The organism is Micromonospora sp. NBC_01699 (assembly GCF_036250065.1).
Classification (GTDB): domain Bacteria; phylum Actinomycetota; class Actinomycetes; order Mycobacteriales; family Micromonosporaceae; genus Micromonospora_G.
Map to the genome: position 1 here is coordinate 5,282,156 of NZ_CP109199.1, position 21,716 is coordinate 5,303,871.

A 21,716-nucleotide genomic window follows, 5' to 3' on the forward strand; every position below is an offset into this window, starting at 1 on the left:
GTCTCCTCGGTTAGGTTTCGTCGTCGCCACAAAATGTCAGGGTCAGGCGGTTCGCCGGATACGTCCGGCGTACCGCGACTCCAGGGCGGTGTTGTGCTCGTCCCCGCCGGGGACGTTCGCGGATCGGTAAATTGGGGGTACCTCTCCCACGACGTGGAACCGTCGTACGACCTCCGCGGTCAACATCTGCGCCAGCAGCGCGGTGGTGACCGAGGAGACCGCACAGACCGCGCCGCCGCCGTCAAGCGGCAGCAGTGCGTCACCGTACGGCGCGCCATTGTCCAGCACGACGTCGGCGATGTCGGCGAGCCGTTGACCGGATGGGTGCCGTGGAGCGACCCGTGCCGTGTGCTCGACCGAGGTGACCGCGATCAGGTCGTGACCGCGTTCTTTCACCAGCCTCGCCAGCTCGACGACCGAGCCGTTGATGCCGGACTGGGACGCCACCACGAACACGTCGCGCGGCTGGGGCGCCGCGAGCGCGTAGATCTGGTGGGCGATGGTGGGGTCGCGTTCGAGTTTCGGGTCGACCAGCACCTCCGGTGCCGCGTCCCCGAACAGGACCAGGTCGCTCAGCGAGAGCTGGTTGGTCGGCACCAGACCGCCGGCGCGGGCGACCAGTTCGGCCGCGAACGCCTCGGAGTGGCCGGCGCCGAACGCCTGGAGCACGCCGTCGCCGCGCAGGCTGTCGGCGATCAGGTCGGCCGCCCGACCCACCCCGTCGACCTGCGTGTCCAGCAGCCGGTCGAGCACCGGGCGGAACGCGTCGGCGTACCCCTGCATGCTGATCATTCGTTCGCCCCGATCGGTCCGCCGGGGTGGCCGTGGTCGCTCATCCCCGTACCTCCTTTGCCGCCTTGTGCCCGCCGACCGCCCGCGCGGTCCGCTGGAACGCCGAGTGGGCACGGTCGTGGGTCCGCTGGGCGACCGCTATGTAGAGCAGGTCGAGGACGACCAGCTGCGGGTGCCGTGCGGAGAGCGCGTCCGGGCGGAAGGTGGTGGCCTGGCTGGCGGTGAGCAGCACGATGTCGGCCAGCTCCGCCAGCGGCGAGCGGGGGAAGCTGGTCAGCGCGACGGTGGTCGCGCCGTGGCTGCCCGCCTCGGCCAGCATCTCGATCGTCTCCCGGGTCTCACCGGTGTGCGAGATGCCCAGCGCGACGTCGCCGTCGCGCAGCAGGGCGGCACTGGCCAGCCCCTCGTGCACGTCGTGCCAGGACCAAGCGGCCACCCCGATGCGGTGCAGGCTGAACTGCATCTCGGCGCCGACCAGGGCACTGCCGCTCGCGCCGAAGATGTTCACCCGGGTGGCGGCGGCGATCGCCTCGGCGGCCCGCTCGACCTCGCGCAGGTCGAGCAGCGTGGCGGTGTCGTGCATGGCCTGGGTGTCGGCGGCCATGATCTGGCCGAGCACCCGCTCCAGCGGGTCGCCGGGCTGGATCTCCCGGCCGATGTCGACCGTCCAGCCGGCCGAGCGCGCCCGACCGGTCTCGGCGGCGATGCCCAGCCGCAGGTCGGCGTAGCCCTCGAAGCCCATCGCCCGGCAGAACCGGGTGACCGTGGCCGGCGAGGTGCCGCTGCGTTCGGCCAGTTCGACGATGGTGGCGCGGGCGGCGGCCTCCGGGTCGGCGAGCACCTGTTCGGCGACCCGTTGCAGGGCGCCGGTGAACTCCGGCAGCCGGGAGCGGACCCGGACCAGGACGCTGTCGCTCGGGGAGAGTCCGGCGGCAAGTCGCCGGTCGAACGCCTCGGCGTCGACCACCGCAGTGCGCGCGGCGGTGTCCACCTCGTGATCGACCATGTGAACGCCTTCCGGAAAGAGTGTTAACTGTTAGTGGTAAAAGTTCTTACTAACACCCCCTCCGTGTCAAGACTGTGGGCGAAGTTTTCAAACCGTTACCTCGCTCATGATCGACTCGAACGGCCCGGTCCGTACCCGCCCGCACGCCGCCGACCAGCAAGAACAGCATCGGGGTACGGCGTCCGAAGGCACCTGTCGGGTCGGTCCGACCCTCCCGTGCCGGGTCCCGCATCGACCTCGATCGCATCGGTCACGATCGTTCACACGGCCCACCGCTTCCCGCCCGTCGACCCTCCAGCCCTCCGTCACCACCCCGCTCACGAGGGCGCCGCCCGCCCGTCGGGCCGACCCCGTTCGAGCCGCGGATGCCCGAGGTGCCGAGGTCCACGGACCCCGTCGGCCTCGCCGGTGCGGTGGTCAAAACCGCGACCACCCACCGACCGGGTACGCCTCGACAACCGCCTCGAACAGCGATCGATCGAACCCTTCTTCGACGGTTGTGTCGAAAACTCGCCACCCTGATGGGCGGGAAAACCATACGGCTACCGAAACAGGAGATGATTGCCGCCATCGATGCCGTACGGGAGACACTCGACCTCGCCCGACCATTCCCATCGGCGAGCCCGGCAGCGGTGGGACAGCGCTGCCGGGCTGGCTGCCCGTGCGCAGTTCCCGGGTGTTTTGCCGGCAGTATGGTCCGGTGGAACGACCACGTGCTGTTTCATCCCGCTCCGCCGATCGTCTTCTTGTCACCCTGCCGAATTTCCCCGCGCCATCGACCCGCCCGCCGCCGACGTGATGCCGGACGGGCGGGTACGCCAGTTGCCGCACAATGGCCGAACATTGATCCTGGTGGACGGCATCGACGAGTCACCGGGCGGCGCGGCACGTCGGGCCGCACAGGAATGGCCGGAACGACTCGATCGCGAAACTCGGCGACCTGACGATCTGCGTCCCGAAGAGGTGGCGGTGCTCGGACGCGACAAATCTCGGACCGAGGTCGCGGGTGGTCCGGGCCGACGAGTCAGGCGGCGGTGCCCCGCCGGCCGATTCGCGCCACCAAGCCCCGGTAAACCTGACGTAGCGGTACTAGCCTGGTCATATGCGGCGTCGGCCGGCTCACCCGTGGCGCGGCCTGAACCGACTCGCCGCGAACACCCCCGCCGAACGCGAGCGCTACCTCGACCTGCTACGCGCCCTGGCGATCGCCGCCGTGGTGATCGGCCACTGGCTGATCATCGTGATCGACTACGACCGGTCGGGCCGGCTCACCGGCCACTCGGCCCTGGTCGACCTCCCCGCCGCCCGGCCGGGGACCTGGCTGTTCCAGGTCATGCCGATCTTCTTCCTGGTCGGCGGGTACGCCAACGCCGCCTCGCTGAGCAGCCACCAGCGGCAGGGCGATCGGGCGGTCGACTGGCTGCTGGACCGGTGCGGGCGACTGCTGCGGCCGACCACGGCACTGATCGTCGTGCTGGCCGCCTCGGCGCTGGGCTCGCAGGTGATCGGGGCGGACGCCGATCAGGTACGCCCGGTGATCTGGTTCGCCACCATCCCGCTCTGGTTCCTGGCCGCGTACCTGACCGTGGTGGCACTGGCCCCGGTGACGTACGCGCTGCACCGGCGCTTCGGGCTCGCCGTACCGCTGCTGCTGCTGGTGCTGGTGGTCGGGGGCGACCTGGCCCGGCTGTCCGGTCCGGAGTGGTACGGCAGCGGCAACTTCCTGTTCGGCTGGCTCGCCGTACACCAGCTCGGTTATGCCTGGCGGGACACGCGGACCGGCGCCGGACGGGCCGGGCGCGAGCTGTCGCGCACCCGGCTGCCGATGGGCCCCGGCGTCGGCGTCCGGCTGCTGCTCGGCGGCTTCGCCGTGCTGCTGGCGCTGACGCTGGCCGGGCCGTACCCGATCAGCATGGTCAACATTCCGGGCGAGCGCCTGCACAACATGTCCCCGCCGAGCCTCGCCCTGCTGGCCAACGCGACCTGGCAACTCGGCCTCATCCTGCTGCTGCGCGCCCCGGCGGAACGCTGGCTGCGCCGACCCCGACCGTGGCTGGCCGTGGTGGCGGCGAACGCGGTCGTGCTGACGATCTTCCTCTGGCACATCACCGCGGCGGTGCTGCTGGTCGGGGCGCTGGACGCGCTGGACACGCTGCCCACCCCGACCGTGGGCAGTGGCACCTGGTGGCTCTGGCGGCTGCCCTGGCTGGTCGCGCTGACCATGCTGCTGGCCCTGCTGGTGGCGATCTTCAGCCCGATCGAGACCGGTGGCCCCCGCTCCCGGTTCCTACCCCTCAGACCGATCCGGCGACGACCCGCCGTACCCCCGCGACGACCTGCCGTACCCCTGCGACGACCCGCCGCGCCCCTCCCCCGAGCTGGACGGCCGACGCACCGGATCGACGCCGTACTGAGCCGCACGACACCACGGTCCGTACTCACCGGTGCCGCGCTGGCCGCCGTAGTCGCCGCCCTGCTGCAAAACAGCCTGACCGCGAAGGACTCACCGGAACCACTCGGCCTACCCACCGCCGCCCTGATCAGCTACCTAACCGGATCCGCCACCCTCCGCCGCCTCAAATCCCCCCCACCCGCCCCACCCCCACGCCCCCCGCCACCCCCACGCCCCCCGCCCCCAGACCCCCGCCGATCTAGGGCAAATACGTGTTAGTGGATCTCCAATCACCACCATTTGCCCTAGATCGACGAGGCGGGGGCGGGAGGGCGGGGCGCGGGGGCGGGGCGGGGGCGGGGCGCGGGGGGCGGGCGGTTAGTGGGTGGAGGCGGTGGTGATGGCGGTGTGGAGGATTTCCAGGCCCTCTCGGGCCTCTGCTTCGGTGAGGGTGAGGGGTGGGCCCATTCGGAGTACGTTGCCGTAGAGGCCGCCCTTGCCGACGAGTAGTCCGCCTCGGCGGCACTCCTCGAAGACCCGTACGGCGTTTGCCGGGTCGGGTTCTCGGCTACCCGGCCGGACGAACTCGATCGCCAGCATCAGGCCCTTGCCGCGTACCTCGCCGACGATGTCGTACCCGCGGGCCACCTCGACCAGGCCCTCGCGCAGGATCGCGCCGACCCGCTCGGCGTTGCCCTGTAGGTCGTGGTCGAGCAGGTAGTCCAGCACCGCGTTGCCGGCGGCGGTGGAGATCGGGTTGCCGCCGAAGGTGGAGAAGCTGATCCCCTGGACCGCCTCCAGCACCGGCGCCCGCCCGACCACCCCGGCCAGGGCGAACCCGTTGCCGATGCCCTTGGCGAAGGTGAGCAGGTCGGGCACGACGTCGTGCGCCTGGTAGCCCCAGAAGTGTTCCCCGGTACGCCCCCAGCCGGTCTGCACCTCGTCGGAGATGAGCAGGATGCCCGACTCGTCGAGCACCTTCTTGTACGCGCCCAGCAGACCGTCCGGTGGGTGGACGAACCCGCCCACGCCCTGGATCGGCTCGGCGATCAGGCAGGCCACGTCCCCACTGGTCTGGGTGGCCAGCACCTCGCGCAGGTCGTCCACTGCCGCGTCGAGGCGCTCGTCCGGGTCCAGCCGGGCAAGCAGCCCGCGCATCCGGTCGCCGGAGTGCAGCCAGCTCACCTGCAACGGGTTCAGCGAACTCGCCGACCAGCTCCGGTGGCCGGTGATGCCCATGGTCGCGTACGACCGGCCGTGGTAGCTGTTGCGCACGGCGAGGATCTGGTGCGACCGGCGGAAGTTGGTGGCGACGAGCAGCGCCGCCTCGTTCGCCTCGGTGCCGGAGTTGGTGAAGAAGACCCGCGCGTCCGGGATGCCGGAGAGCCGGGCGATCTTCTCGGCCAGCTCGACCTGCTGACGGATCAGGTAGAGGGTGGAGGTGTGCACCAGGCCGGTGCCGAGCTGGCCGGCGACCGCGTCGCGGACCTCGGCGATGTCGTAGCCGATCATGTTGGTCAGTACACCGCCGAAGAAGTCCAGGTAGCTGCGTCCGGTCGAGTCGGTGACCCGGCGCCCCGAGCCCGAGACCAGCTCGATCGGCTCCTCGTAGTAGAGCGGCATCCAGGACGGCAGCACGGCTCGGTGCCGCGCCAGCAGGTCGTCGGTGGCCATCGTCATCACACCCTTCACCCGGGTACGCGGATGACTGCACGCTTTCATCGATCCACCGTCCCCGGCAACTGCCACCCTGTAGCGCGTACCGGACCCGGCACTGACACTCCGTCAGCCCGGCCGCATCCCGTCCGCTGTGGAACCGGAAACCGCCGACCGCGCAGTCGACCGCGCAGTCGACCGCGCCGTCGACCAGCGCGGCAGTCGCAGCAGGAGCGCGGTCAGCGCGTAACCGGCCCAGCCCCCGGCCAGCGCCACCGGCTGTGGGTTCGCGGCCAGCCAGTGGTATCCGGCGAGGAACCCGACCAGGGCGAGGCTGTTGCCGACGAAGTGGCGGCTGAACTCGACCAGGTCACGCCGGCTCTCGACGGCGACCAGGACCCCGGAGTACGGGAAGGTGACGACCATGCCGCGCAGTTGCTGACCGAGCAGCACGGCCACGGTCGAGCCGGCGAGGATGACCGGCAGTCGCAGCAGCGCCGGCAGCGGGTGCCGTCGCGGAGCCGGTGGCAGCGGTCCGGCCCACCGGCGCAGCAGCAGCATCACCACCAGCCACAGCCCGACGACCCCGACCAGGACGGGTACGAACGGCAGCGGCGCGACCCGCAGCAGTGCCGCGCTCAGCCCCAGGTAGACGGCCAGCCCGAGCAGGTCGGCCAGCAGGATCGGCACCCGGAGCCGGTGGTGGCACACGGTGACGGTGAGGAAGAAGAGGTTCAGGGCGACCACGCCGAGCAGTTGGGTGCCGTCCACCGGGAAGTCGCTGCCGGCCAGCGCGATCGTCATCGGCAGCGGCAGGCTGTAGACGAACGCGCGCCAGCGTACCGAGCGGATGAGGCTGACCAGCCACACGACGGCGGCGACGACGAGCACCGTGGTCCAGCTCATGACCGGCGCACCGGCGGCGGGAGGCTCGGTCGTCGGCCGGGCATGTCAGTCGGTGAAGGTCGCGACCCGGGCACAGGTCCGGTAGGCGGTGTACAGCCGGTCCAGGTCGTCGGTGTTGACCGAGAAGACGTTCTCGGCGATCTCGCCGTGCGGGGTCATCCGGCCCTCCCAGGCACTCGTACCGTCCCAGAGTGCCAGGTTGAGGTTCCGGCTCCGGTCCACCGAGCGCCAGGGCAGCAGACCGACCCGTACGCCGGCCCGGCGTTGTTCGTCGACCAGTTCGCGCAGTTCGTCGGTGAGCCGGTGGTAGCCGAAGATCCGGCTGATCCGGACCCCGCGGGCGAGCGCCTCCAGGTTGAGGGTCCAGTAGTGGCGCCCGATGTCGCTGCCCCACCAGTCCGGCTCGCCGCCGGCCCAGGGTGTCACGTTGGTCATCGCGTCGAGCCGCCCGGTACAGTCCCGGGTCGCCTCGATCAGGTCCTCGTAGTCCCTGCCCGGACGGACGATCCGGCCGGCGCGCAACTGCTCGGTCTCGACCCGGAGCCGGTCGAACCGTCGGCGTGCCTCGGCGGCGACCCGGCTGTCCGGGTAGTGGTCGACCGCCTCGCGGGTGCCGGTCACGATCGACGCGAGCGCCTCGGTCAGCCAGGGCGCCCCGGTGGTGAGCGCGCGCAGCTCGAACCGGCGTTCGGCGCGGGCGATCGAGTCGACCAGCAGCGAGATCGTGATGCCCAGCAGGGCGGCGAACAGCGACTCGACGCCGGAGGCGGCACCGGTGAGGTCGAGGGCGACGGACAGTGCCACCGACAGTCCGATGCCGGCCAGCGCGACCGGGTCGGTGTGGGCCACCAGCCGGGTCAGCCGGCGGGTCGACCGACCCGCCCGAGCGACTCGTCGCGGCACCCGGTATTCCGTCATCGACCACCCGCCCGGTACAAAAGCGCCCTTTGTCACAGCAGGGCCGAGGGTAGGCGGTGCCGGCAACAGCGGCCGGCCCGACCGGTGGACGGATCGCCCGGCTATGATCCACGGGCCCGCCGGGCGGGACTACTATGGCCTGTGCGCAACGGACAACTCAGGCAGATGACCGACTTCTCGTTCCCGTCGTACTCGGTCGATCTCGCCACCGGTACCGCATCGTTCGACTACGCCCTGTCCGGCCCGGACGGCGAGCAGCGGTTCACCGAGGTGATCACCTTCCCGGTGCCGGCGATCGCGCCGACGGCCGCCACCGAGGCCACCTTCCGCCGGGTGCTGGAGCTGCTGCACCTGGTCGCCGGGGTGAGCTACTACAAGGCCGCCGCGCCGCCCCGGCTGCTGGCGCCGGCGCCGCTGGGCGAGGCCGCCGTCGCGCTGGTCACCGCCGTCTACACAAAGGGCCTCGCAGAGTACGCCTACCGTAACGACCTGCCGTACGTGCTGGAGCTGGCGCCGGAGGTGCCGGCCGGGCGGGTGCCGGAGCCGACCCCGCTGGACAACTCCGACGGTCGTCCGCTCTGTGCGGTCGGCGGCGGCAAGGACTCGATCGTGAGCCTGGAGGCGCTGCGTCGGGGTGGCTTCGATCCGGTCCCGTTCTCGGTCAACCCGAATCCGGTGATCGTCTCGGTGAACCGGGCGTCCGGGCTCGGCGCGCTGGCCGCCCGCCGCCGGATCGACCCGGCACTGTTCGAACTCAACGCCGCCGGGGCCCGCAACGGGCACATCCCGGTGACCGCGATCAACTCGCTGATCGCGGTGGCCACGGCCGTGCTGCACGGTCTCGGACCGGTGGTGATGTCCAACGAGCGCTCCGCGTCCGACCCGAACCTGATCTGGAACGGTCACGAGATCAACCACCAGTGGTCCAAGGGCGTCGAGGCCGAGGGACTGCTGCGGGCGGCCCTGGCCGGTCACGCCGGCCTGACCGAGCCGTACTTCTCGCTGCTGCGCCCGCTGTCGGAGCTGCACATCGCCAGGCTGTTCGCCCAGTTCGACCGGTACGACGACGTGGTGACGAGCTGCAACAAGGCGTTCCGGCTGCACGACCCGACCGCCCGCTGGTGCGGCGACTGCCCCAAGTGCCGGTTCGTCTTCCTGGCGCTGGCCCCGTTCGTCGGCCGTGAGCGGCTGGTCCACATCTTCGGGGTGGATCTGCTCGCCGACCCGTTGCAGGTGCCGGGTTACCTGGAGCTGCTCGGCATCGACGCGCACAAGCCGTTCGAGTGCGTCGGTGAGGTCGAGGAGTCGGTGGTCGCGTTGGGGCTGATCGCCGAGCAGGAGCAGTGGCGGGACGCGCCGGTCGTACGGGCGCTGGTCGCGGCGGTGCCGTCGGCCGCGTGGGCGACGGCGGCGACCTCGGACGTGTTCACCCCCGGCGGACCGCACTTCGTCCCCCCGGCGTACGCGAAGGCCCGCGCCGCCCTGGAGGAGTAGCGGCGGACCCCGGCGCCCGGTTTCAGGTGTCTCGGACCGCGTCCAGGGCGAGCAGGGCCACGTGCAGCGACAGGCAGTCGTCCACCGCGTCGAGATCGACGTCGAGGATCCGGGCGATCCGGGCCAGCCGCTCGTAGAAAGCCGGCCGGGACAGGTGTGCGGCGGTCGCCGCCGCCGACTTGTTCCGCCCATGGTCCAGGTACGCCCGCAGCGTGCCGAGCAGCCGTTCCCTCGGGTGCTCGGCGTCGTGGGCCAGCAGTGGGCCGAGTTCCCGCTCGACGAAGGTCTGTAGCCGGGGCTCGTCGCGCAGCAGGTGCAGCAGGCCGGCGAGCCCGACGTGCGGCAACCGGAAGACGGTCAGGTCGTGCCGTCCGCGACGGGCCGCGTCGGCGACCTGGCGGGCCTCCACCAGTGACCGGCGTGCCTCGCGGAGCGAGTCGACGCCCGAACCGGCCGCCACGATCACCGCGTCCGGGGCGGTGCCGCCCGGTCCGGGCGGGGCGGCGTCCCGGCGTACCCGGTGCAACGCGGCGGCGAACGCGGCCAGTGACCGGTCCTCGGCCGCCGGGTCGCGCAGGGCCAGCAGCGCCCCCACCGCCTGGTCGTCCAACGCGCTGGCCAGCCCGGTCAGCTCGGCCTCGCGCAGCGCCTGGCCGACCGCGTCGGCCAGGTCGCGCAGCCGGGCCTGGGCCAGCGGCGTGCCGGCCTCGTCGGCCCGGTGCCGGACCACCACCCCGACCAGGTGCCGGCGGTCCAGCGTCACCCCGAGCGCCCGCGCCCGCAGCGCCACCTCGTCCACCGGGCGGGCATGGTCGAGCAGGGCGGTGAGCAGGTTACGGTGGATCTGCCGTTCCAGGCCCTCGGCGTCGCGCCGGATCAGCCGGCCCAGCGCCAGCGTCGAGGCGGCCCGCTCGATCAGGATCGTCAGCCGGGTCGGCGGCGCGGCCGGGGTTGCCGGGGACGCCGTGCCCGGTGCCAGGTCGGCGCCGGGCCAGCGCAGCAGCAGCCGCCCCCAGTCCTGCCCGCGCGCACCCACCGTGGTCACCAGCCACCCGGCATCCTGGTCGTACGCGGTCCGTCCGGCCGGCTGGATCCGCCGGGACTGCTGCTCCCAGCTCCCGAGCAGCAGCTCGGCCCGCTCCCCCGCCGTGTCGTAGGCCAGCACCTGCCGGGACAGGTTCTCCAGCACCACCGGGCACCCGGCCAGCCGGGCCGCCTGGTGGACCACCTCGGCCGGCTCGGCCCCCTCCACCGACAGGTCGGTGAACCGCTGGTGGATCTCCTCGGTGGCACGCAGCTCGGTGAGCTGGGCGTCGACGATCAGGGCGTGCACCGCCTCGGTGATCCGGACGAACGGCGTCACTCTGCGTAATTCCACCAGTGGCAACCCGCGCCGTTCGGCCGCCGCGATCATGACCCTGGGCACGCTGGTCGGGTACCGCCGGCCGAGTTCGACCAGCAACCCGGAGACCCCGACGTCGGCCAGCTCGCCGATGAAGGCGCGCAGCCCGGCGTCGTCTCCGGGCAGGCCGATCCCGGTGGTGAGCACCAACTCACCACCGTTGAGCAGCGCGGCGATGTCGGGCACCTCGGCCGCGTGCACCCAGCGGACGAGGCGGTCCAGACCGTCCTGCCCGGCCACCAGCCGGGGTCCGCCGTGTCGCACCGGGTCGAGGGCGAGCACCTCACGGACGGTAGGGAACACGCTGGTCACCGTACCGTCCGGGGTTCGGGCGACCACACGCGGCGCGGGCGGTCGGGCGGGGTCGGCCCGGCGGGCTCGGCTAGGACGGATCAGGTCTCGCCGAGGTCGGTGCAGTGCGCGATCGTCGCGTCGTCGGCCGCCACCGCGTGGTACGCCTCCGCCTGCCGGACCCGACGGATGACCTCGGCAGGCCCGCTCGACGCCAGCACGGCCATGACCGCCGGCCAGTCGGCGAGCCGGAACCGGTCCACCATGCGGCTGGCTCCGTTGCTGAGCAGGACGGCACCGGTCAGCTCGGAGATCGAACACCTGCCGGTGACCGCCTCGTCCGCCGCCCGGGGCTCGTCCTTGGCCACCCAGAAGCCACCCGACCGGTTCCGATTGGCGCGCAGCCTCCGCAGGATCCGGTGGTACTCGTCGCCACCCTCGGGGGCGGCCGCCAGCGCGGGCTCGTACGACCGGCTGATGATCACCTCTCGGGGGTCGGAGACGACGAACGGCACCCCGTCCGTCCGGTCGAGCACGAGGACCGCGTCACCGAGCACCAGGTGGTCGACGTGGCCGTCGGACAGGCGCAGGATCGCCACGGCCGCCGACGGGCTGATCGGGTCGGCGACGTCGCAGGTGCTCCGGTGATCGTCGGTCACCCGCTCGATGGCCTCGGCGAGCAGCGCGGAGAGGCTGCGCTCCGGCACGAGCGACAGGAGGCCGAGCAGGTTTCCGCCGAGGCGGCTCGCGTACCAGGCCACGCCGTGCCGGCAGATCGACTCGGTGCCGGGGATTCCGGCACCGTCGACCAGCACCGCCGCCGTGGTCACGGCGCCGGCGAAGTCCTCGTTCACCCGACCGGTCCGTGCCGCGACGCTCGTCATCGTCACCCGCATGTCCCACCGCCTGCCGCTCGCACCGTCCGAAGCCGTCCGGGCCGGATTCTCCGAGCCCGGTTCAGGGATTCCAGTCCACGACGACCTCCGCATGGTCGAAGCGTCGTGCGATCAGGTCGTCGCGTTGGATGGCCCAGAAGACGGCCGCGCCGGCGCCGGGCCGGCTGACGTTGCACTGGGCCAGCAGCACCCAGTGATCCACGTTGGACGAGATCGCGCGGCCCGGCCGGTAGCCTCCCCGCTCGGCCTCGGACGCGGCTGTGGCAGCCACCGCAACCGCGTCCCCGCCGTTGTAGTCCGTGCCGTAGCCGCCGACCAGCAGTGGCGCCCTGCTCCACTGGTCCTCCCACACCCGGGCCAGTTCCTCGGCGTGGGGATGCCCCGGCAGTGGTGCGGACCAGGGAGACTCCGAGAGCTCGACCGTGCCGACGAAGGGCAGCGAGACGTCGGCCGTGAGGTGCAGTTCGCCGTACGGGAGGTCGCGGTGAACCCAGGCGAACTCCTCGTCGTCGGGTGGGAAGAAGGAAGGGTGCCGCTCTCGTTCCACGACTGCCGCGCCGGCCGGGACGTACCTCACCTCGCCCATGCCGTTCGACTCGGGATAGCCGAAGAACAGCAGCCGGCCGTCGGACGGCAGCGGAAGATCCGTCACGTCCGCCGGAAGGGCCGCGCAGTCGATCGTGACGAGGAGGGGGAACCGGGGTGCCTCGGCGTCGGCGGGCAGCATCGTGGGACCGCCGAACCGGCCCACGACCGGCCCGTCGCCGTCCTCGGTCAGGAGCGCGCACGGCCGGGCCAGCTCCATCCACCGCTCCACGTCGGCGACCGGGATGCTCCGTTCAAGCGCTTCGGCGCGAATCTGATCGAGGATCTTCACATTTCGGGGATTCACCGGAGAAAGATAGAACAGGGGCACGACGCTTTCCGGCCCCCCGAGGCCACGGGTCCACTGGAGCAGTACGACGCAGGCCAGCACAAGCACCCCGCCCCGATCGAGGCGCGCGCGGGAGCATCCGTGCTCGTGGCGAACGAGCCATCTCCACGTTCAGGGGCCCCGGTAGACAGGACCGCACGGATCGTTCATCCAGTTGCGTGGCGCGGTGATGTGGAAGCGCGGCCGTCCCGTCGTCACGCGATCGTCCCCGCGCGGCAGGCACGGCAAGCGAGGTCGGCACAGCCGTTGCCGGAGTAGGACCTCAGTGGGTCGTACACGGTCACCCACCTGTCTCGCCAGGTATGCAAACAGGTTTGCGCAAACAATTTGCAAAAACGCGCTTCTTTGGTGGGCGGGACTTTGCCCTCAACGTCATTGTGTGTCAAGAGCGGAAATGGTCGTCGCCGTTGTCTGCGGCGTGGCAACGACGAGTCGACGGGTGGAAAACTGGTGAAACGGTGGATCTTGGACGAGGCCGAAGATCAGGAACGGCCGGCGTCGAGGTCGCCGACGAGCGGGGCCGGGGCACACATCCGCCACGCGTCGGTGACGAGTTCCGTCAGACGGTCGACGTCCACCCGTTCAAGCCACAGCATGACCAGGGAAAACCCGTCGTACGCGGGGGTCGTGAAGAATACCTCGGGCTCACCGAGGAGCAGCGCCTGCTTCTCGGCCTCGTCGCCAACGTACAGCACCGCGATGTCGGTCCGGATCAGGCGCGGCCTACCGGGCCGCCGCTCGGGATAGGACCACACGAACCCCTTGTTGGCGACCCGGAAGTCGAAGCCGTCGCTGTCGATCTCGACCACGTGGGGCAGGGCCAGCGCCAGCCGGCGGACGTCGTCGGCGTCAGCCATCGAGGTTCCTCCGGAACACCGCCGCCTGCACCCGCACAGGCTAACCGCCGCGCCGAACGGCACACCCGCCGACCCGGCTACGCCACCGGCGGTACGCGGTACACCGAGACGTGGGAACGGGACTCGGCGGTGAACTCGGCCCCGGCCCAGTCCGCGTGCCTGCTTTCCAGCTCGAACCCGGCGAGCTGGCCCATCAGGTCGAGTTCGGCCGGCCAGATGTAGCGGTGCGGGGTACGGGACAGCTCGGCCCGCCTGCTCCGGTCGAACGTGAAATGGTGCGACACGACGTGTTGGCGCAGGACGTCGTAGGTGTCCAGGCCGATGTAGCCGGGCTCGCAGTGCCAGACCGTGGCCTGTTGCCCGGGTGGGAGCTTGCGCAGCTCGGGCACCCACAGCTCGATCACGAACCGGCCGCCGGGGCCGAGGTGGCGGGCAGCGTTGCGGAAGCACTCGACCTGCTCGGCCTGGGTGAGCAGGTTGGCGATCGTGTTGTAGACGAGATAGACGAGCGCGTACGTCCCCGGCGCGGTGGTGGTCGCCATGTCGCCGACGATCACCGGGATCGTCGCCTCGTCCGCCTTCGTCCGCAACCGGTCGATCATGGGACCGGACAGGTCGATGCCGGTGACGGAGACCCCCCGTCCGGCGAGCGGGACGGCCACCCGGCCGGTTCCGACGGCGAACTCAAGCGCCCGTCCCCCGCCCGCGAGTTCGGCGAGGCGGTCCACGGTCGGCCCGAGGACCTCGGGCGCGAACATGCCGGTCTCCGGCGTGTCGTAGCGGCGGGCGGCGTAGACGTCCCAGATCTCGTCCTGGTTCATCCCGTCAACGTCTGCCATGGGTGTACGTGTTGTCCAACGATTTTGCGGCCCTGCGCCACGGACGCACCGGGACGTGGCCGGGCACGCCGTCGGGGCGGTCCCGCTCGATCGGGCCGGGCCACCGCCGGCCGCCGGTCCGACTACGGTCGCGGCCCGACGCCGACGAGGACGGTGGTCACGATTCTGCGTACGCCCTCGGCCTCCGGCGGGGTGCCGAACCGGTCGGCGAAGAGCAGGTGTGCGGTTCCGATCAGCATCGCCGCGAGCGTGTCGACGTCGGCATCGGCCGTGATGCGACCCAGGTCCCGTTCCTCGACCAGGTAGGCGGCGACCAGCTCCGCGGCCTCGGTCAGCACCGGGACACCGGCCGGCAGGTCCCGGCGCAGTCGGGCCCGCAGTTCGTCGCGGGCGGTGATCAGACCGACGATCGCCACGGCGGCCGACTCGAACAGGGCGGTCAGCGCGGCGGTGAGGTTGTCGGCGACGGTGCCGGTTCCGGCGGACCCGCGCAGAGCGCCGGTCCGCGCGTCGATCCGGCCGATCCGGTCCAGTACGAAGTCGGTGAGGAAGGCGTCGAAGTCGGCGAAGTGCCGGTGCAGGACGCCCTTGGCGCAGCCCGCCTCCGTGGTGACCGCCCGACTGGTCAGGGCGTTGCGGCCGTCCCGCAGCAGCACCCGCTCGGCGGCGTCGAACAGCTGCTCGCGTACGTCGCGGATGGCCACCCCGGTCGGCACCGCGCGTCCCCCGCTTTCGTGACATCCGGCCCACCCGAATCAACGGTGGGCGCTCGCCCACTTTACCGCCCGGCCGGGCAACCGCGATCAGAGCGGGTCGTCGCGGCCCAGTTCCCAGAAGGCGACGGCGGCAGCCGCGGCCACGTTCAACGAGTCGACCCCACGGCGCATGGGGATGGACACCTTCACGTCGCTGGCGGCCTGCGCCGCCGCCGTGAGGCCGGGGCCCTCCGCGCCCAGCAGCAGCGCCGCCCGCTCCCGCTGCGCCGGGGTGAGCCGCTGCATCGGTACGGCGTCCGGCGCCGGCGTCATGGCGAGCACGGTGAAGCCCGCCTCCCTGACCTGGTCCAGGCCCGCCGGCCACCGCTCGAACTTGGCGTACGGGACCGCGAAGACCTCCCCCATGCTGACCCGTACGCTGCGCCGGTAGAGCGGATCGGCGCAGGTCGGTGACAGCAGGACGGCGTCTATGCCGAGCGCCGCCGCGCCCCGGTAGATCGCGCCGAGGTTGGTGTGGTTGTTCACGTCTTCGAGGATCACCACCCGGCGGGCGGCGGCGAGCACCTCGGCCACGGTCGGCAGCTCCCGTCGGTGGAACGAGGCGAGCACGCCCCGGTGCACGTGGAAGCCGGTCGCCCGTTCCAGCACGTCGGGGCTGGCGGCGTAGACCGGGGCCTCCCCGGTGTCCAGGTCACCGAGCTGGTCGACCCGCTTGGCGTCCACCAGGAACGAGCGCGGCGGGTAGCCGGCCCGTATCGCCCGGCGCAGGACCAGTTCACCTTCGGCGATGAACAGTCCGTGCGGCGGTTCCCAGCGGGTACGCAACTCGACGTCGGTGAGCGCCCGGTAGTCGGCGATCCGCTCGTCGTCGGGGTCGATGATCTCGTGGACAGGCACCCGCCGATTCTCGCCGTACCGGTGGCCGGGTCTCCTGGCGGGGTGCGGGCGGCCGACCGCGACGGTGACCACCCACCGGGCCAACTCGCCGGACACCCCTACGAGCACGTTTGCGCAGCTCATGATGCCTGACTTGGTCACAAAACAGGCACGGATCGTCGCGATCTATACAGAGTGCTTCCGGACAGCTACATATCGGGCGTTGGCTGGGGCTGGGCAGATCGCCAGACCCGGACCGACCGTCGAAGGGAACCACCATGGCTGCTCCGACCATCACCAGCGCCACGTTGAACAAGAGCGCCTACGCCCCGGGCGAGATCATGATCCTGACCGTGGTGGGTGCCGACGCCGACGAGGAAATGATCGAGATCACCCTGTCCGTACGCAGCCGGGCCACCGGCGCCACCTCGGTACCGGTGGTGGTGCCGACCATCCTGGACGAGTTGCAGACGGTCGCCACCGACTCCGGCACCCGCACCTGGACCCAGATCGCCCGTACGGGTGCCACCTTCGTCCTCACCAGCGTCGCGTGATGGCCAGCGTCACCGTACGGCTGCGGAACACGGCCTCCGGTGTGCTCTCGGCACCGGTCACCGTGCAGTACGAGATCGGCATCACTCACGGGCAGCAGCTCACCCGGACCAACATCGGCCCGACCGGTCCACTGGTCGCCTCGGGCCCGATCGTCACCACCCGTGACGGCCAGGTGTTCGAGAACCTCGACATCGCCGGCTACCTGGACGTACGCCACGACGTGACGCTGAGCAACTGCCAGATCGTCGGCAGCCTCGACCAGGGCAACGCCGCGTACACCATCAAGCACCAGCGGGATCTGGGCCGGAAGCTGACCCTGCGCAACTGCCGGATCATCACCCGCTCGCCGAACACGAAGAGCCTGGCGTCCTGGGGCAACGGTCAGACCGACGCGACCGACACCCTCTTCCTCGGCGGCACGGACAACGTCTACCTCAAACCGGGCACCGCGCCCGCGACCGGGTTCGCGCACACCTTCACCCGCTGCTGGTTCGGCGACGTGCAGCGGTATCCGGGCAGCCACTCCGACTGCGTCCAGGTCGACGGCGGCATCGGCGGCGTGCTGCTCGACCGCTGCTCGATCAACAGCTTCAGTCTCCAGACCGGGGAGGACCCGACAACCGCGCAGGCGTCGGTCGACTCGCGGGCGTCCGGCGGGCTCATCCTGACCTACCAGTCGAGCGTCCCGGACCAGATCCGGCGGGTACACCTGGTCGACTCCTACCTCGACGGGGGCAACTACACCCTCGACACCGCCCCGCCGGACGGCCCGCTGCCGACCGACGTCGTGCTCACCGGCAACACCTTCGGGCTGCACCATACCTACGGGCCGATCCACACCGCGTCGGGCCAGACCACGCAGAACAACACCTGGGCGATGTCCGGGGTGACGACCACCGGCCGGGTGGTGGTGGCCGGCCAGCCGGTGGAATAGCCACCAGCCACCACACCCGTCCGCGGCCGACGGGCCGGTTCCTACGGGACGATGTCCGCGCCGCCGACGCCGGCGCCCGCCGACGGCGGGGTGGAGGACGCTGATCCGGCCGAATAGCTGTACGGCGGTGCGGCGACGCTGCCGTCGGCGCGCAGCCAGTCCTCCATCGTCTTGCCGCTGTCGTTGGCCCGGGTGATCGTGGCCGGGTCGTAGAAGTTACTGCCGGTCCAGGTGAGCCGGGCGTTGCCGAAGTCCTCGGTGATGGTCTTCGCACCCTCGACGTAGTTGCTCTCGGCGTAGATCCTGCCCTCGACACCGAGGCCGATGAAGTAGTCGTCGACGCTCACGTAGTTGGCGTACACGTGGGCGTAGCCGAACCGGACCCGGGGGTGGCGGGTGTTGGACCCGTCGAACCAGTTGTGGTGGTACGTGACCCGCAGGTAGCCGGTGTCCTGGGCGGCGTTGCTGTCGCTGTGACCGAGCAGCATCGACTTGTCCGTGCCGGCGTACCGGTTGTAGGAGACGGTGGCGAGGTCGGAGCCGCGCTTGATGTCCACCGACCCGTCGTTGGCCGGATAGAACGTGTTGTGGTCGATCCACACGTGGTGGGAGTAGCACTGCACGTTCACCGAGTCGTCGGCCGAGTTCCGGAACGACAGGTTCCGGATGATGACGTTCTGGACGGGGGTGAAGCGGTCCCGCTCGGCGGGGTCGCAGAGGTCACCACCCCAGGCCACCTCCTCCGGCCCCCAGCCGTTGACGTCGAGCCCGAAACCGCTGATCGTCGCGGTCGAACCGACCCCGATGATGGTCTTGTTCGAGCCGACGTCGAGCATCGCGTCGCCGCCGCCGGTGATGGTGCCCGACACCCGCACGATCCGGGGTACGTCGTCGGCCACGGCCGCCGCGAGCTGCGCGTAGTTGCCGACCGTCACCGTGGCACCGCCGGTCCCACCGTTCGTGCCGGTACGGCCGTAGCCGCTCAGGGTGGCGAAGCCGACCAGGCCGTTCGCGCTGCCCGGCGGGCCCGTGGGCGGCGGTGTCGGGGTCCCGGTGGCCGGTGGTGTGGGGGTGGGCGTGCCGGGACCGGTGGGGGTGGCGCTCGGGCGGGTGGGGGTGGGGGTGGGGCTGGTCGGCGGGGTGGTGCCGCCGGTGGTGACCACGACGTCGTCGAAGGACGCGGAGGCGTACGAGGTCTGGAAGCCGATCCGGCCGGAGGCCGACACGGAACTGGAGCCGGAGGCGACCTGGGCACCGTCGATCGAGCCGCTGACGGTCGAGCCGGCGGTGGTGATCGAGAGCGTGTACCAGGTGCCGTTCGACACCGTACGGGTCGAGCCGCCGATGACCGTGACCGAGCTGCCCTGCACCGCCTGTAGTTCGACCCGGCCGGGCAGCAGCGCCAGTCGGTAGAAGACGGTCGAGCCGTTGGCCCGGGACAGCAGGCCGACGAAGCCGTTCGAGCCGATGCTCAGCGGCTTGACCCTGGCCTGGACGGTGTAGTCGGTCAGGGTGGTGGGTGCGTTGAACAGCCGGGCGTTCTCGGCGTCGGCCTTGGACTGCTGGGCGGCCCGTGAGCCGTCGGTGACCACCGCCCAGGTGCCGCCGGATTTCGACCAGCCGCTGATGCTGCCGTCCTCGAATCCCGCGCTGAAGACGGTAGCGGCGCTGGCCACCGGTGCGAAGAGCACCGCGCCGGCGGTGATCGCCGCGACCGCGCCGGCAACCAGGGGCCAGGTGGAACGTAACTTCGGGCGCGTGGGGACGCGTACGCCCATGAGGGACCTCCCTGAGGGGTGCCGGACAGTCCGGGTCCCGGGGCTGGGGACGGAGTTCCGGCAGACGGAGAAGCACAGGAAAGCGCTTTCCTGAAACAGGATAGTAATCAGACGAACCAAACACGTCAATATCCCGGAAGCGTCGCGGGGGCCGCCGAGCCGCCCCGCGGCGGAGGTGGAAAGACTTACCGGAGGACAGGGAGCGAAGGAGCGGACGATGGCGACGCGACACACGCTGGTCGAGACCGGCCTGGGACAGATCACGCTCGTCGCCGACGACGAGAACCTCGTCGGCCTCTACTTCCCGCACCACTGGTACCCGCCGACAGCGGAAATGCTCGGCGGGTACGTGGACGCCGACTCGGACGCCCTGTTCACCGCGACCGCCGGACAACTCCACGAGTACCTCGTCGGCGGGCGTACCGGCTTCGACATCCCGCTCGCGCTCGTCGGCAACGCCTTCCAGCAGCGGGTGTGGGCGATGCTGCGGGAGATCCCGTACGGCGCCACCACCACGTACGGCGCGCTCGCCGACGAGTTGGGCAACAGGTCGCTGGCACAGATGGTCGGGCAGGCCGTCGGCCACAACCCGGTGTCCGTACTGGTGCCGTGTCACCGAGTGGTCGGCAGGGACGGCAAACTCACCGGATACGCCGGTGGCCTACCCCGCAAACGAATGCTGCTCGACCTCGAAGAGCCACCAGCAGCACCCGCTCCCCGACTTCCCCGACGATCTTGCACTTGTGGCGCCCGAAATAGAGCCTTCATCCGGATTTGTTCACCACCACAACTGCAAGATCGTCGCGGCGTTGGGGCGGGGTGGAGGGAGTGGGGAGGGTAGAAGTAGGTAATGGGTATTGTTTCGCCGGGTTTCCAGGGTCGGCCGAGGTCGTCGCAGCCGGCGTTGCCGCCGGGGCAGTACCTGACCGAGGATTTCCCGGTGTTGTCGGCGGGACCGACGCCTCGGGTGTCGTTGGATACCTGGGAGTTCGCGGTGACCTCGGAGGGCGGGGTCGAGCATCGGTGGTCGTGGGCGGAGATGCTGGCGTTGCCGCAGGAGACGCCGACGGTCGACATCCACTGTGTGACCCGGTGGTCGAAGTTGGGCACCAACTGGCGGGGTGTGTCGCTGGACGTCCTGCTGGGCGGGGTGGAGACGGCCGCGAAGTTCGCGTTGGTCCACTCGTACGGGGGTTACTCGACGAACCTGCCGCTGGCGGACCTGCTCGGCGGTCAGGCGTGGATCGTGCACGAGTTCGAGGGCGGTGGGTTGCCGGCCGAGCATGGCGGTCCGGCCCGACTGCTGGTGCCGCACCTGTATTTCTGGAAGTCGGCGAAGTGGGTGCGGGGGATCGAGTTGTTGTCGACCGACGAGCCGGGTTTCTGGGAGACGGCCGGCTACCACGACTACGGCGACCCGTGGCGCGAGCAGCGCTACCAGGGCGACTGACGATGGCCATGTGGCACGTGGCCCACCTGGTGCAACGGCGCCGGGAAACCGCCACCGCCTGCACGCTGGTGCTGGCGGTGGACGACTGGCCCGGACACGTACCCGGTCAACACGTCGACGTACGCCTCACCGCACCGGACGGCTATCAGGCCGAGCGTTCGTACTCGATCTCGTCGGCCCCGGACGGGAACACGGTCGAGTTGACCGTGCAGCGGGTGCCCGACGGCGAGGTGTCGCCGTACCTTATCGATGTTTTCTCCGTCGGCGACCCGGTGGAGATCCGCGGACCGGTCGGCGGCTGGTTTGTCTGGCGACCGACGGAACCGGCGCCGGTGCTGCTGGTCGCCGGTGGCTCGGGCATCGCGCCGCTGATGGCGATGGTCCGGGCCCGGCGGGCGACCGGCAGTGGGGTGCCGTTCCGGCTGATCTACTCGGTCCGGACGGACCGGGACGTCTACTTCGCCGACGAGTTGCGCCACCGGGCCGCCGACGACCAGGGGCTGGAGATCAGCTACGTCTACACCCGACAGGCACCGGACGGCTGGCCCGGACAACCGCACCGGATCGGGCCCGAGGACATCCGCGAACGCGGCTGGCCACCCGAGCGCGAACCGCAGTGTTTCGTCTGCGGACCGACCGGCCTCGTGGAGGCCGTCGCCGACTCCCTGGTGGCCGTCGGTCACGACGCCCAGCGGGTCAAGACCGAACGGTTCGGCCCTACCGGAGGTTGAGATGACGGACCAGTACATCGACGGGAACATGCTCGCCGGCCCGCTGCGCGAGATCTTCGCCGTCGACCTCAGCGCCGCCAGTGAGCAGTGCGCCACCTGCGGCTCGACCAGACCATTCGCCGCACTGCGGGTCTACTCGCACGCGCCGGGCCTGGTCGCCCGCTGCCCGGACTGCGAGGAGGTGGTGCTGCGCCTGGTCCGTACCCCGACGAGCGGCTGGCTGGACCTGCGCGGCGCGGTGTTCCTGCGGGTGCCGCTGCCGGCACTGGCGCCGCCGGTCCTGTGAGTTGGGT

General features: G+C 71.0%; 21 protein-coding genes. 8 read left to right on the plus strand and 13 right to left on the minus strand.

Going from position 1 to position 21,716, the window contains the following annotated elements:
• Nucleotides 1-42 precede the first annotated feature (42 nt).
• A complete protein-coding gene (locus OG792_RS21530; RefSeq protein ID WP_329101610.1) occupies nt 43-792 on the minus strand; it encodes an SIS domain-containing protein in 750 nt (249 codons plus the stop codon).
• 40 nt (nt 793-832) lie between these two features.
• Nucleotides 833-1,798 (minus strand): MurR/RpiR family transcriptional regulator, encoded by a 966-nt coding sequence (locus OG792_RS21535; protein WP_329101612.1) that lies wholly within the window; start codon nt 1,796-1,798, stop codon nt 833-835.
• 1,102 nt (nt 1,799-2,900) lie between these two features.
• On the opposite strand from OG792_RS21535, the gene OG792_RS21540 reads away from it, so the two are divergent.
• Nucleotides 2,901-4,469, plus strand: coding sequence for an acyltransferase family protein (locus tag OG792_RS21540; protein ID WP_329101614.1), 1,569 nt, complete (start codon nt 2,901-2,903; stop codon nt 4,467-4,469).
• A gap of 99 nt (nt 4,470-4,568) precedes the next feature.
• Here the strand turns inward: OG792_RS21540 and OG792_RS21545 are convergent, their stop codons facing one another.
• The 3 genes from OG792_RS21545 to OG792_RS21555 all read right to left on the minus strand — a co-directional run bounded on the left by OG792_RS21545 (nt 4,569) and on the right by OG792_RS21555 (nt 7,655).
• Complete coding sequence (locus OG792_RS21545; protein WP_329111358.1) at nt 4,569-5,864, minus strand: aspartate aminotransferase family protein; 1,296 nt, start codon at nt 5,862-5,864, stop codon at nt 4,569-4,571.
• Nucleotides 5,865-5,975: 111 nt separating this feature from the next.
• Nucleotides 5,976-6,752, minus strand: coding sequence for a hypothetical protein (locus OG792_RS21550; RefSeq protein WP_329101615.1), 777 nt, complete (start codon nt 6,750-6,752; stop codon nt 5,976-5,978).
• Nucleotides 6,753-6,797: 45 nt separating this feature from the next.
• Nucleotides 6,798-7,655, minus strand: coding sequence for a hypothetical protein (locus OG792_RS21555; RefSeq protein ID WP_329101617.1), 858 nt, complete (start codon nt 7,653-7,655; stop codon nt 6,798-6,800).
• Nucleotides 7,656-7,811: 156 nt separating this feature from the next.
• On the opposite strand from OG792_RS21555, the gene OG792_RS21560 reads away from it, so the two are divergent.
• Entirely contained in the window at nt 7,812-9,164 is a 1,353-nt protein-coding gene (locus tag OG792_RS21560; RefSeq protein ID WP_329101619.1) for a hypothetical protein, read from the plus strand.
• A gap of 22 nt (nt 9,165-9,186) precedes the next feature.
• Here OG792_RS21560 and OG792_RS21565 read toward each other — a convergent pair whose 3' ends face one another.
• From OG792_RS21565 to OG792_RS21595, 7 genes are all read right to left on the minus strand, one after another.
• Entirely contained in the window at nt 9,187-10,869 is a 1,683-nt protein-coding gene (locus OG792_RS21565) for a PucR family transcriptional regulator (RefSeq protein WP_442932275.1), read from the minus strand.
• A gap of 89 nt (nt 10,870-10,958) precedes the next feature.
• The gene (locus tag OG792_RS21570; protein ID WP_329101623.1) at nt 10,959-11,753 is read right to left on the minus strand and encodes a hypothetical protein; all 795 of its coding nucleotides are present in this window, start codon (nt 11,751-11,753) and stop codon (nt 10,959-10,961) included.
• Nucleotides 11,754-11,814: 61 nt separating this feature from the next.
• On the minus strand, nt 11,815-12,645 hold the full coding sequence (locus OG792_RS21575; protein WP_329101625.1) for a DUF1963 domain-containing protein: 831 nt from the start codon (nt 12,643-12,645) through the stop codon (nt 11,815-11,817).
• 524 nt (nt 12,646-13,169) lie between these two features.
• Entirely contained in the window at nt 13,170-13,544 is a 375-nt protein-coding gene (locus OG792_RS21580) for an MmcQ/YjbR family DNA-binding protein (RefSeq protein ID WP_329101627.1), read from the minus strand.
• 77 nt (nt 13,545-13,621) lie between these two features.
• Nucleotides 13,622-14,383, minus strand: coding sequence for a class I SAM-dependent DNA methyltransferase (locus OG792_RS21585; protein ID WP_329101629.1), 762 nt, complete (start codon nt 14,381-14,383; stop codon nt 13,622-13,624).
• Nucleotides 14,384-14,505: 122 nt separating this feature from the next.
• Nucleotides 14,506-15,099, minus strand: a complete 594-nt coding sequence (locus OG792_RS21590; protein WP_329101631.1) for a TetR/AcrR family transcriptional regulator — start codon at nt 15,097-15,099, stop codon at nt 14,506-14,508.
• Between the two features lie 87 nt (nt 15,100-15,186).
• Complete coding sequence (locus OG792_RS21595; protein WP_442932276.1) at nt 15,187-16,119, minus strand: TrmH family RNA methyltransferase; 933 nt, start codon at nt 16,117-16,119, stop codon at nt 15,187-15,189.
• A 134-nt stretch (nt 16,120-16,253) separates the two neighbouring features.
• Between OG792_RS21595 and OG792_RS21600 the strand changes: the two genes are divergently transcribed.
• The gene (locus tag OG792_RS21600; protein WP_329101633.1) at nt 16,254-16,529 is read left to right on the plus strand and encodes a hypothetical protein; all 276 of its coding nucleotides are present in this window, start codon (nt 16,254-16,256) and stop codon (nt 16,527-16,529) included.
• Nucleotides 16,529-17,464, plus strand: a complete 936-nt coding sequence (locus tag OG792_RS21605; RefSeq protein WP_329101635.1) for a hypothetical protein — start codon at nt 16,529-16,531, stop codon at nt 17,462-17,464. The genes OG792_RS21600 and OG792_RS21605 overlap by 1 nt, the downstream gene beginning before the upstream one ends.
• Nucleotides 17,465-17,505: 41 nt before the next feature.
• Here the strand turns inward: OG792_RS21605 and OG792_RS21610 are convergent, their stop codons facing one another.
• A complete protein-coding gene (locus OG792_RS21610; RefSeq protein ID WP_329101637.1) occupies nt 17,506-19,242 on the minus strand; it encodes a pectate lyase family protein in 1,737 nt (578 codons plus the stop codon).
• 217 nt (nt 19,243-19,459) lie between these two features.
• On the opposite strand from OG792_RS21610, the gene OG792_RS21615 reads away from it, so the two are divergent.
• The 4 genes from OG792_RS21615 to OG792_RS21630 are packed head-to-tail and all read left to right on the plus strand — an operon-like array spanning nt 19,460 to nt 21,709.
• Complete coding sequence (locus OG792_RS21615) at nt 19,460-20,083, plus strand: methylated-DNA--[protein]-cysteine S-methyltransferase (RefSeq protein WP_329101639.1); 624 nt, start codon at nt 19,460-19,462, stop codon at nt 20,081-20,083.
• A 9-nt stretch (nt 20,084-20,092) separates the two neighbouring features.
• Nucleotides 20,093-20,692 carry a sulfite oxidase-like oxidoreductase gene (locus OG792_RS21620; RefSeq protein WP_329101641.1) on the plus strand — a complete coding sequence of 200 codons (600 nt, stop codon included), beginning with the start codon at nt 20,093-20,095 and terminating at the stop codon, nt 20,690-20,692.
• Between the two features lie 2 nt (nt 20,693-20,694).
• The gene (locus OG792_RS21625) at nt 20,695-21,423 is read left to right on the plus strand and encodes a ferredoxin reductase (protein ID WP_329101642.1); all 729 of its coding nucleotides are present in this window, start codon (nt 20,695-20,697) and stop codon (nt 21,421-21,423) included.
• A gap of 1 nt (nt 21,424) precedes the next feature.
• Nucleotides 21,425-21,709 (plus strand): DUF6510 family protein, encoded by a 285-nt coding sequence (locus OG792_RS21630; RefSeq protein WP_329101644.1) that lies wholly within the window; start codon nt 21,425-21,427, stop codon nt 21,707-21,709.
• Nucleotides 21,710-21,716: the final 7 nt, after the last annotated feature.

Bases quoted from the DNA above. Each gene is read 5' to 3' on its own strand.
- OG792_RS21530 (WP_329101610.1), bottom strand. From the start codon at position 792: ATGATCAGCATGCAGGGGTACGCCGACGCGTTCCGCCCGGTGCTCGAC.
- OG792_RS21535 (WP_329101612.1), bottom strand. From the start codon at position 1,798: ATGGTCGATCACGAGGTGGACACCGCCGCGCGCACTGCGGTGGTCGAC.
- OG792_RS21540 (WP_329101614.1), top strand. From the start codon at position 2,901: ATGCGGCGTCGGCCGGCTCACCCGTGGCGCGGCCTGAACCGACTCGCC.
- OG792_RS21545 (WP_329111358.1), bottom strand. From the start codon at position 5,864: ATGGCCACCGACGACCTGCTGGCGCGGCACCGAGCCGTGCTGCCGTCC.
- OG792_RS21550 (WP_329101615.1), bottom strand. From the start codon at position 6,752: ATGAGCTGGACCACGGTGCTCGTCGTCGCCGCCGTCGTGTGGCTGGTC.
- OG792_RS21570 (WP_329101623.1), bottom strand. From the start codon at position 11,753: ATGCGGGTGACGATGACGAGCGTCGCGGCACGGACCGGTCGGGTGAAC.
- OG792_RS21580 (WP_329101627.1), bottom strand. From the start codon at position 13,544: ATGGCTGACGCCGACGACGTCCGCCGGCTGGCGCTGGCCCTGCCCCAC.
- OG792_RS21585 (WP_329101629.1), bottom strand. From the start codon at position 14,383: ATGGCAGACGTTGACGGGATGAACCAGGACGAGATCTGGGACGTCTAC.
- OG792_RS21595 (WP_442932276.1), bottom strand. From the start codon at position 16,119: ATGAGCTGCGCAAACGTGCTCGTAGGGGTGTCCGGCGAGTTGGCCCGG.
- OG792_RS21600 (WP_329101633.1), top strand. From the start codon at position 16,254: ATGGCTGCTCCGACCATCACCAGCGCCACGTTGAACAAGAGCGCCTAC.
- OG792_RS21605 (WP_329101635.1), top strand. From the start codon at position 16,529: ATGGCCAGCGTCACCGTACGGCTGCGGAACACGGCCTCCGGTGTGCTC.
- OG792_RS21610 (WP_329101637.1), bottom strand. From the start codon at position 19,242: ATGGGCGTACGCGTCCCCACGCGCCCGAAGTTACGTTCCACCTGGCCC.
- OG792_RS21615 (WP_329101639.1), top strand. From the start codon at position 19,460: ATGGCGACGCGACACACGCTGGTCGAGACCGGCCTGGGACAGATCACG.
- OG792_RS21620 (WP_329101641.1), top strand. From the start codon at position 20,093: ATGGGTATTGTTTCGCCGGGTTTCCAGGGTCGGCCGAGGTCGTCGCAG.
- OG792_RS21625 (WP_329101642.1), top strand. From the start codon at position 20,695: ATGGCCATGTGGCACGTGGCCCACCTGGTGCAACGGCGCCGGGAAACC.
- OG792_RS21630 (WP_329101644.1), top strand. From the start codon at position 21,425: ATGACGGACCAGTACATCGACGGGAACATGCTCGCCGGCCCGCTGCGC.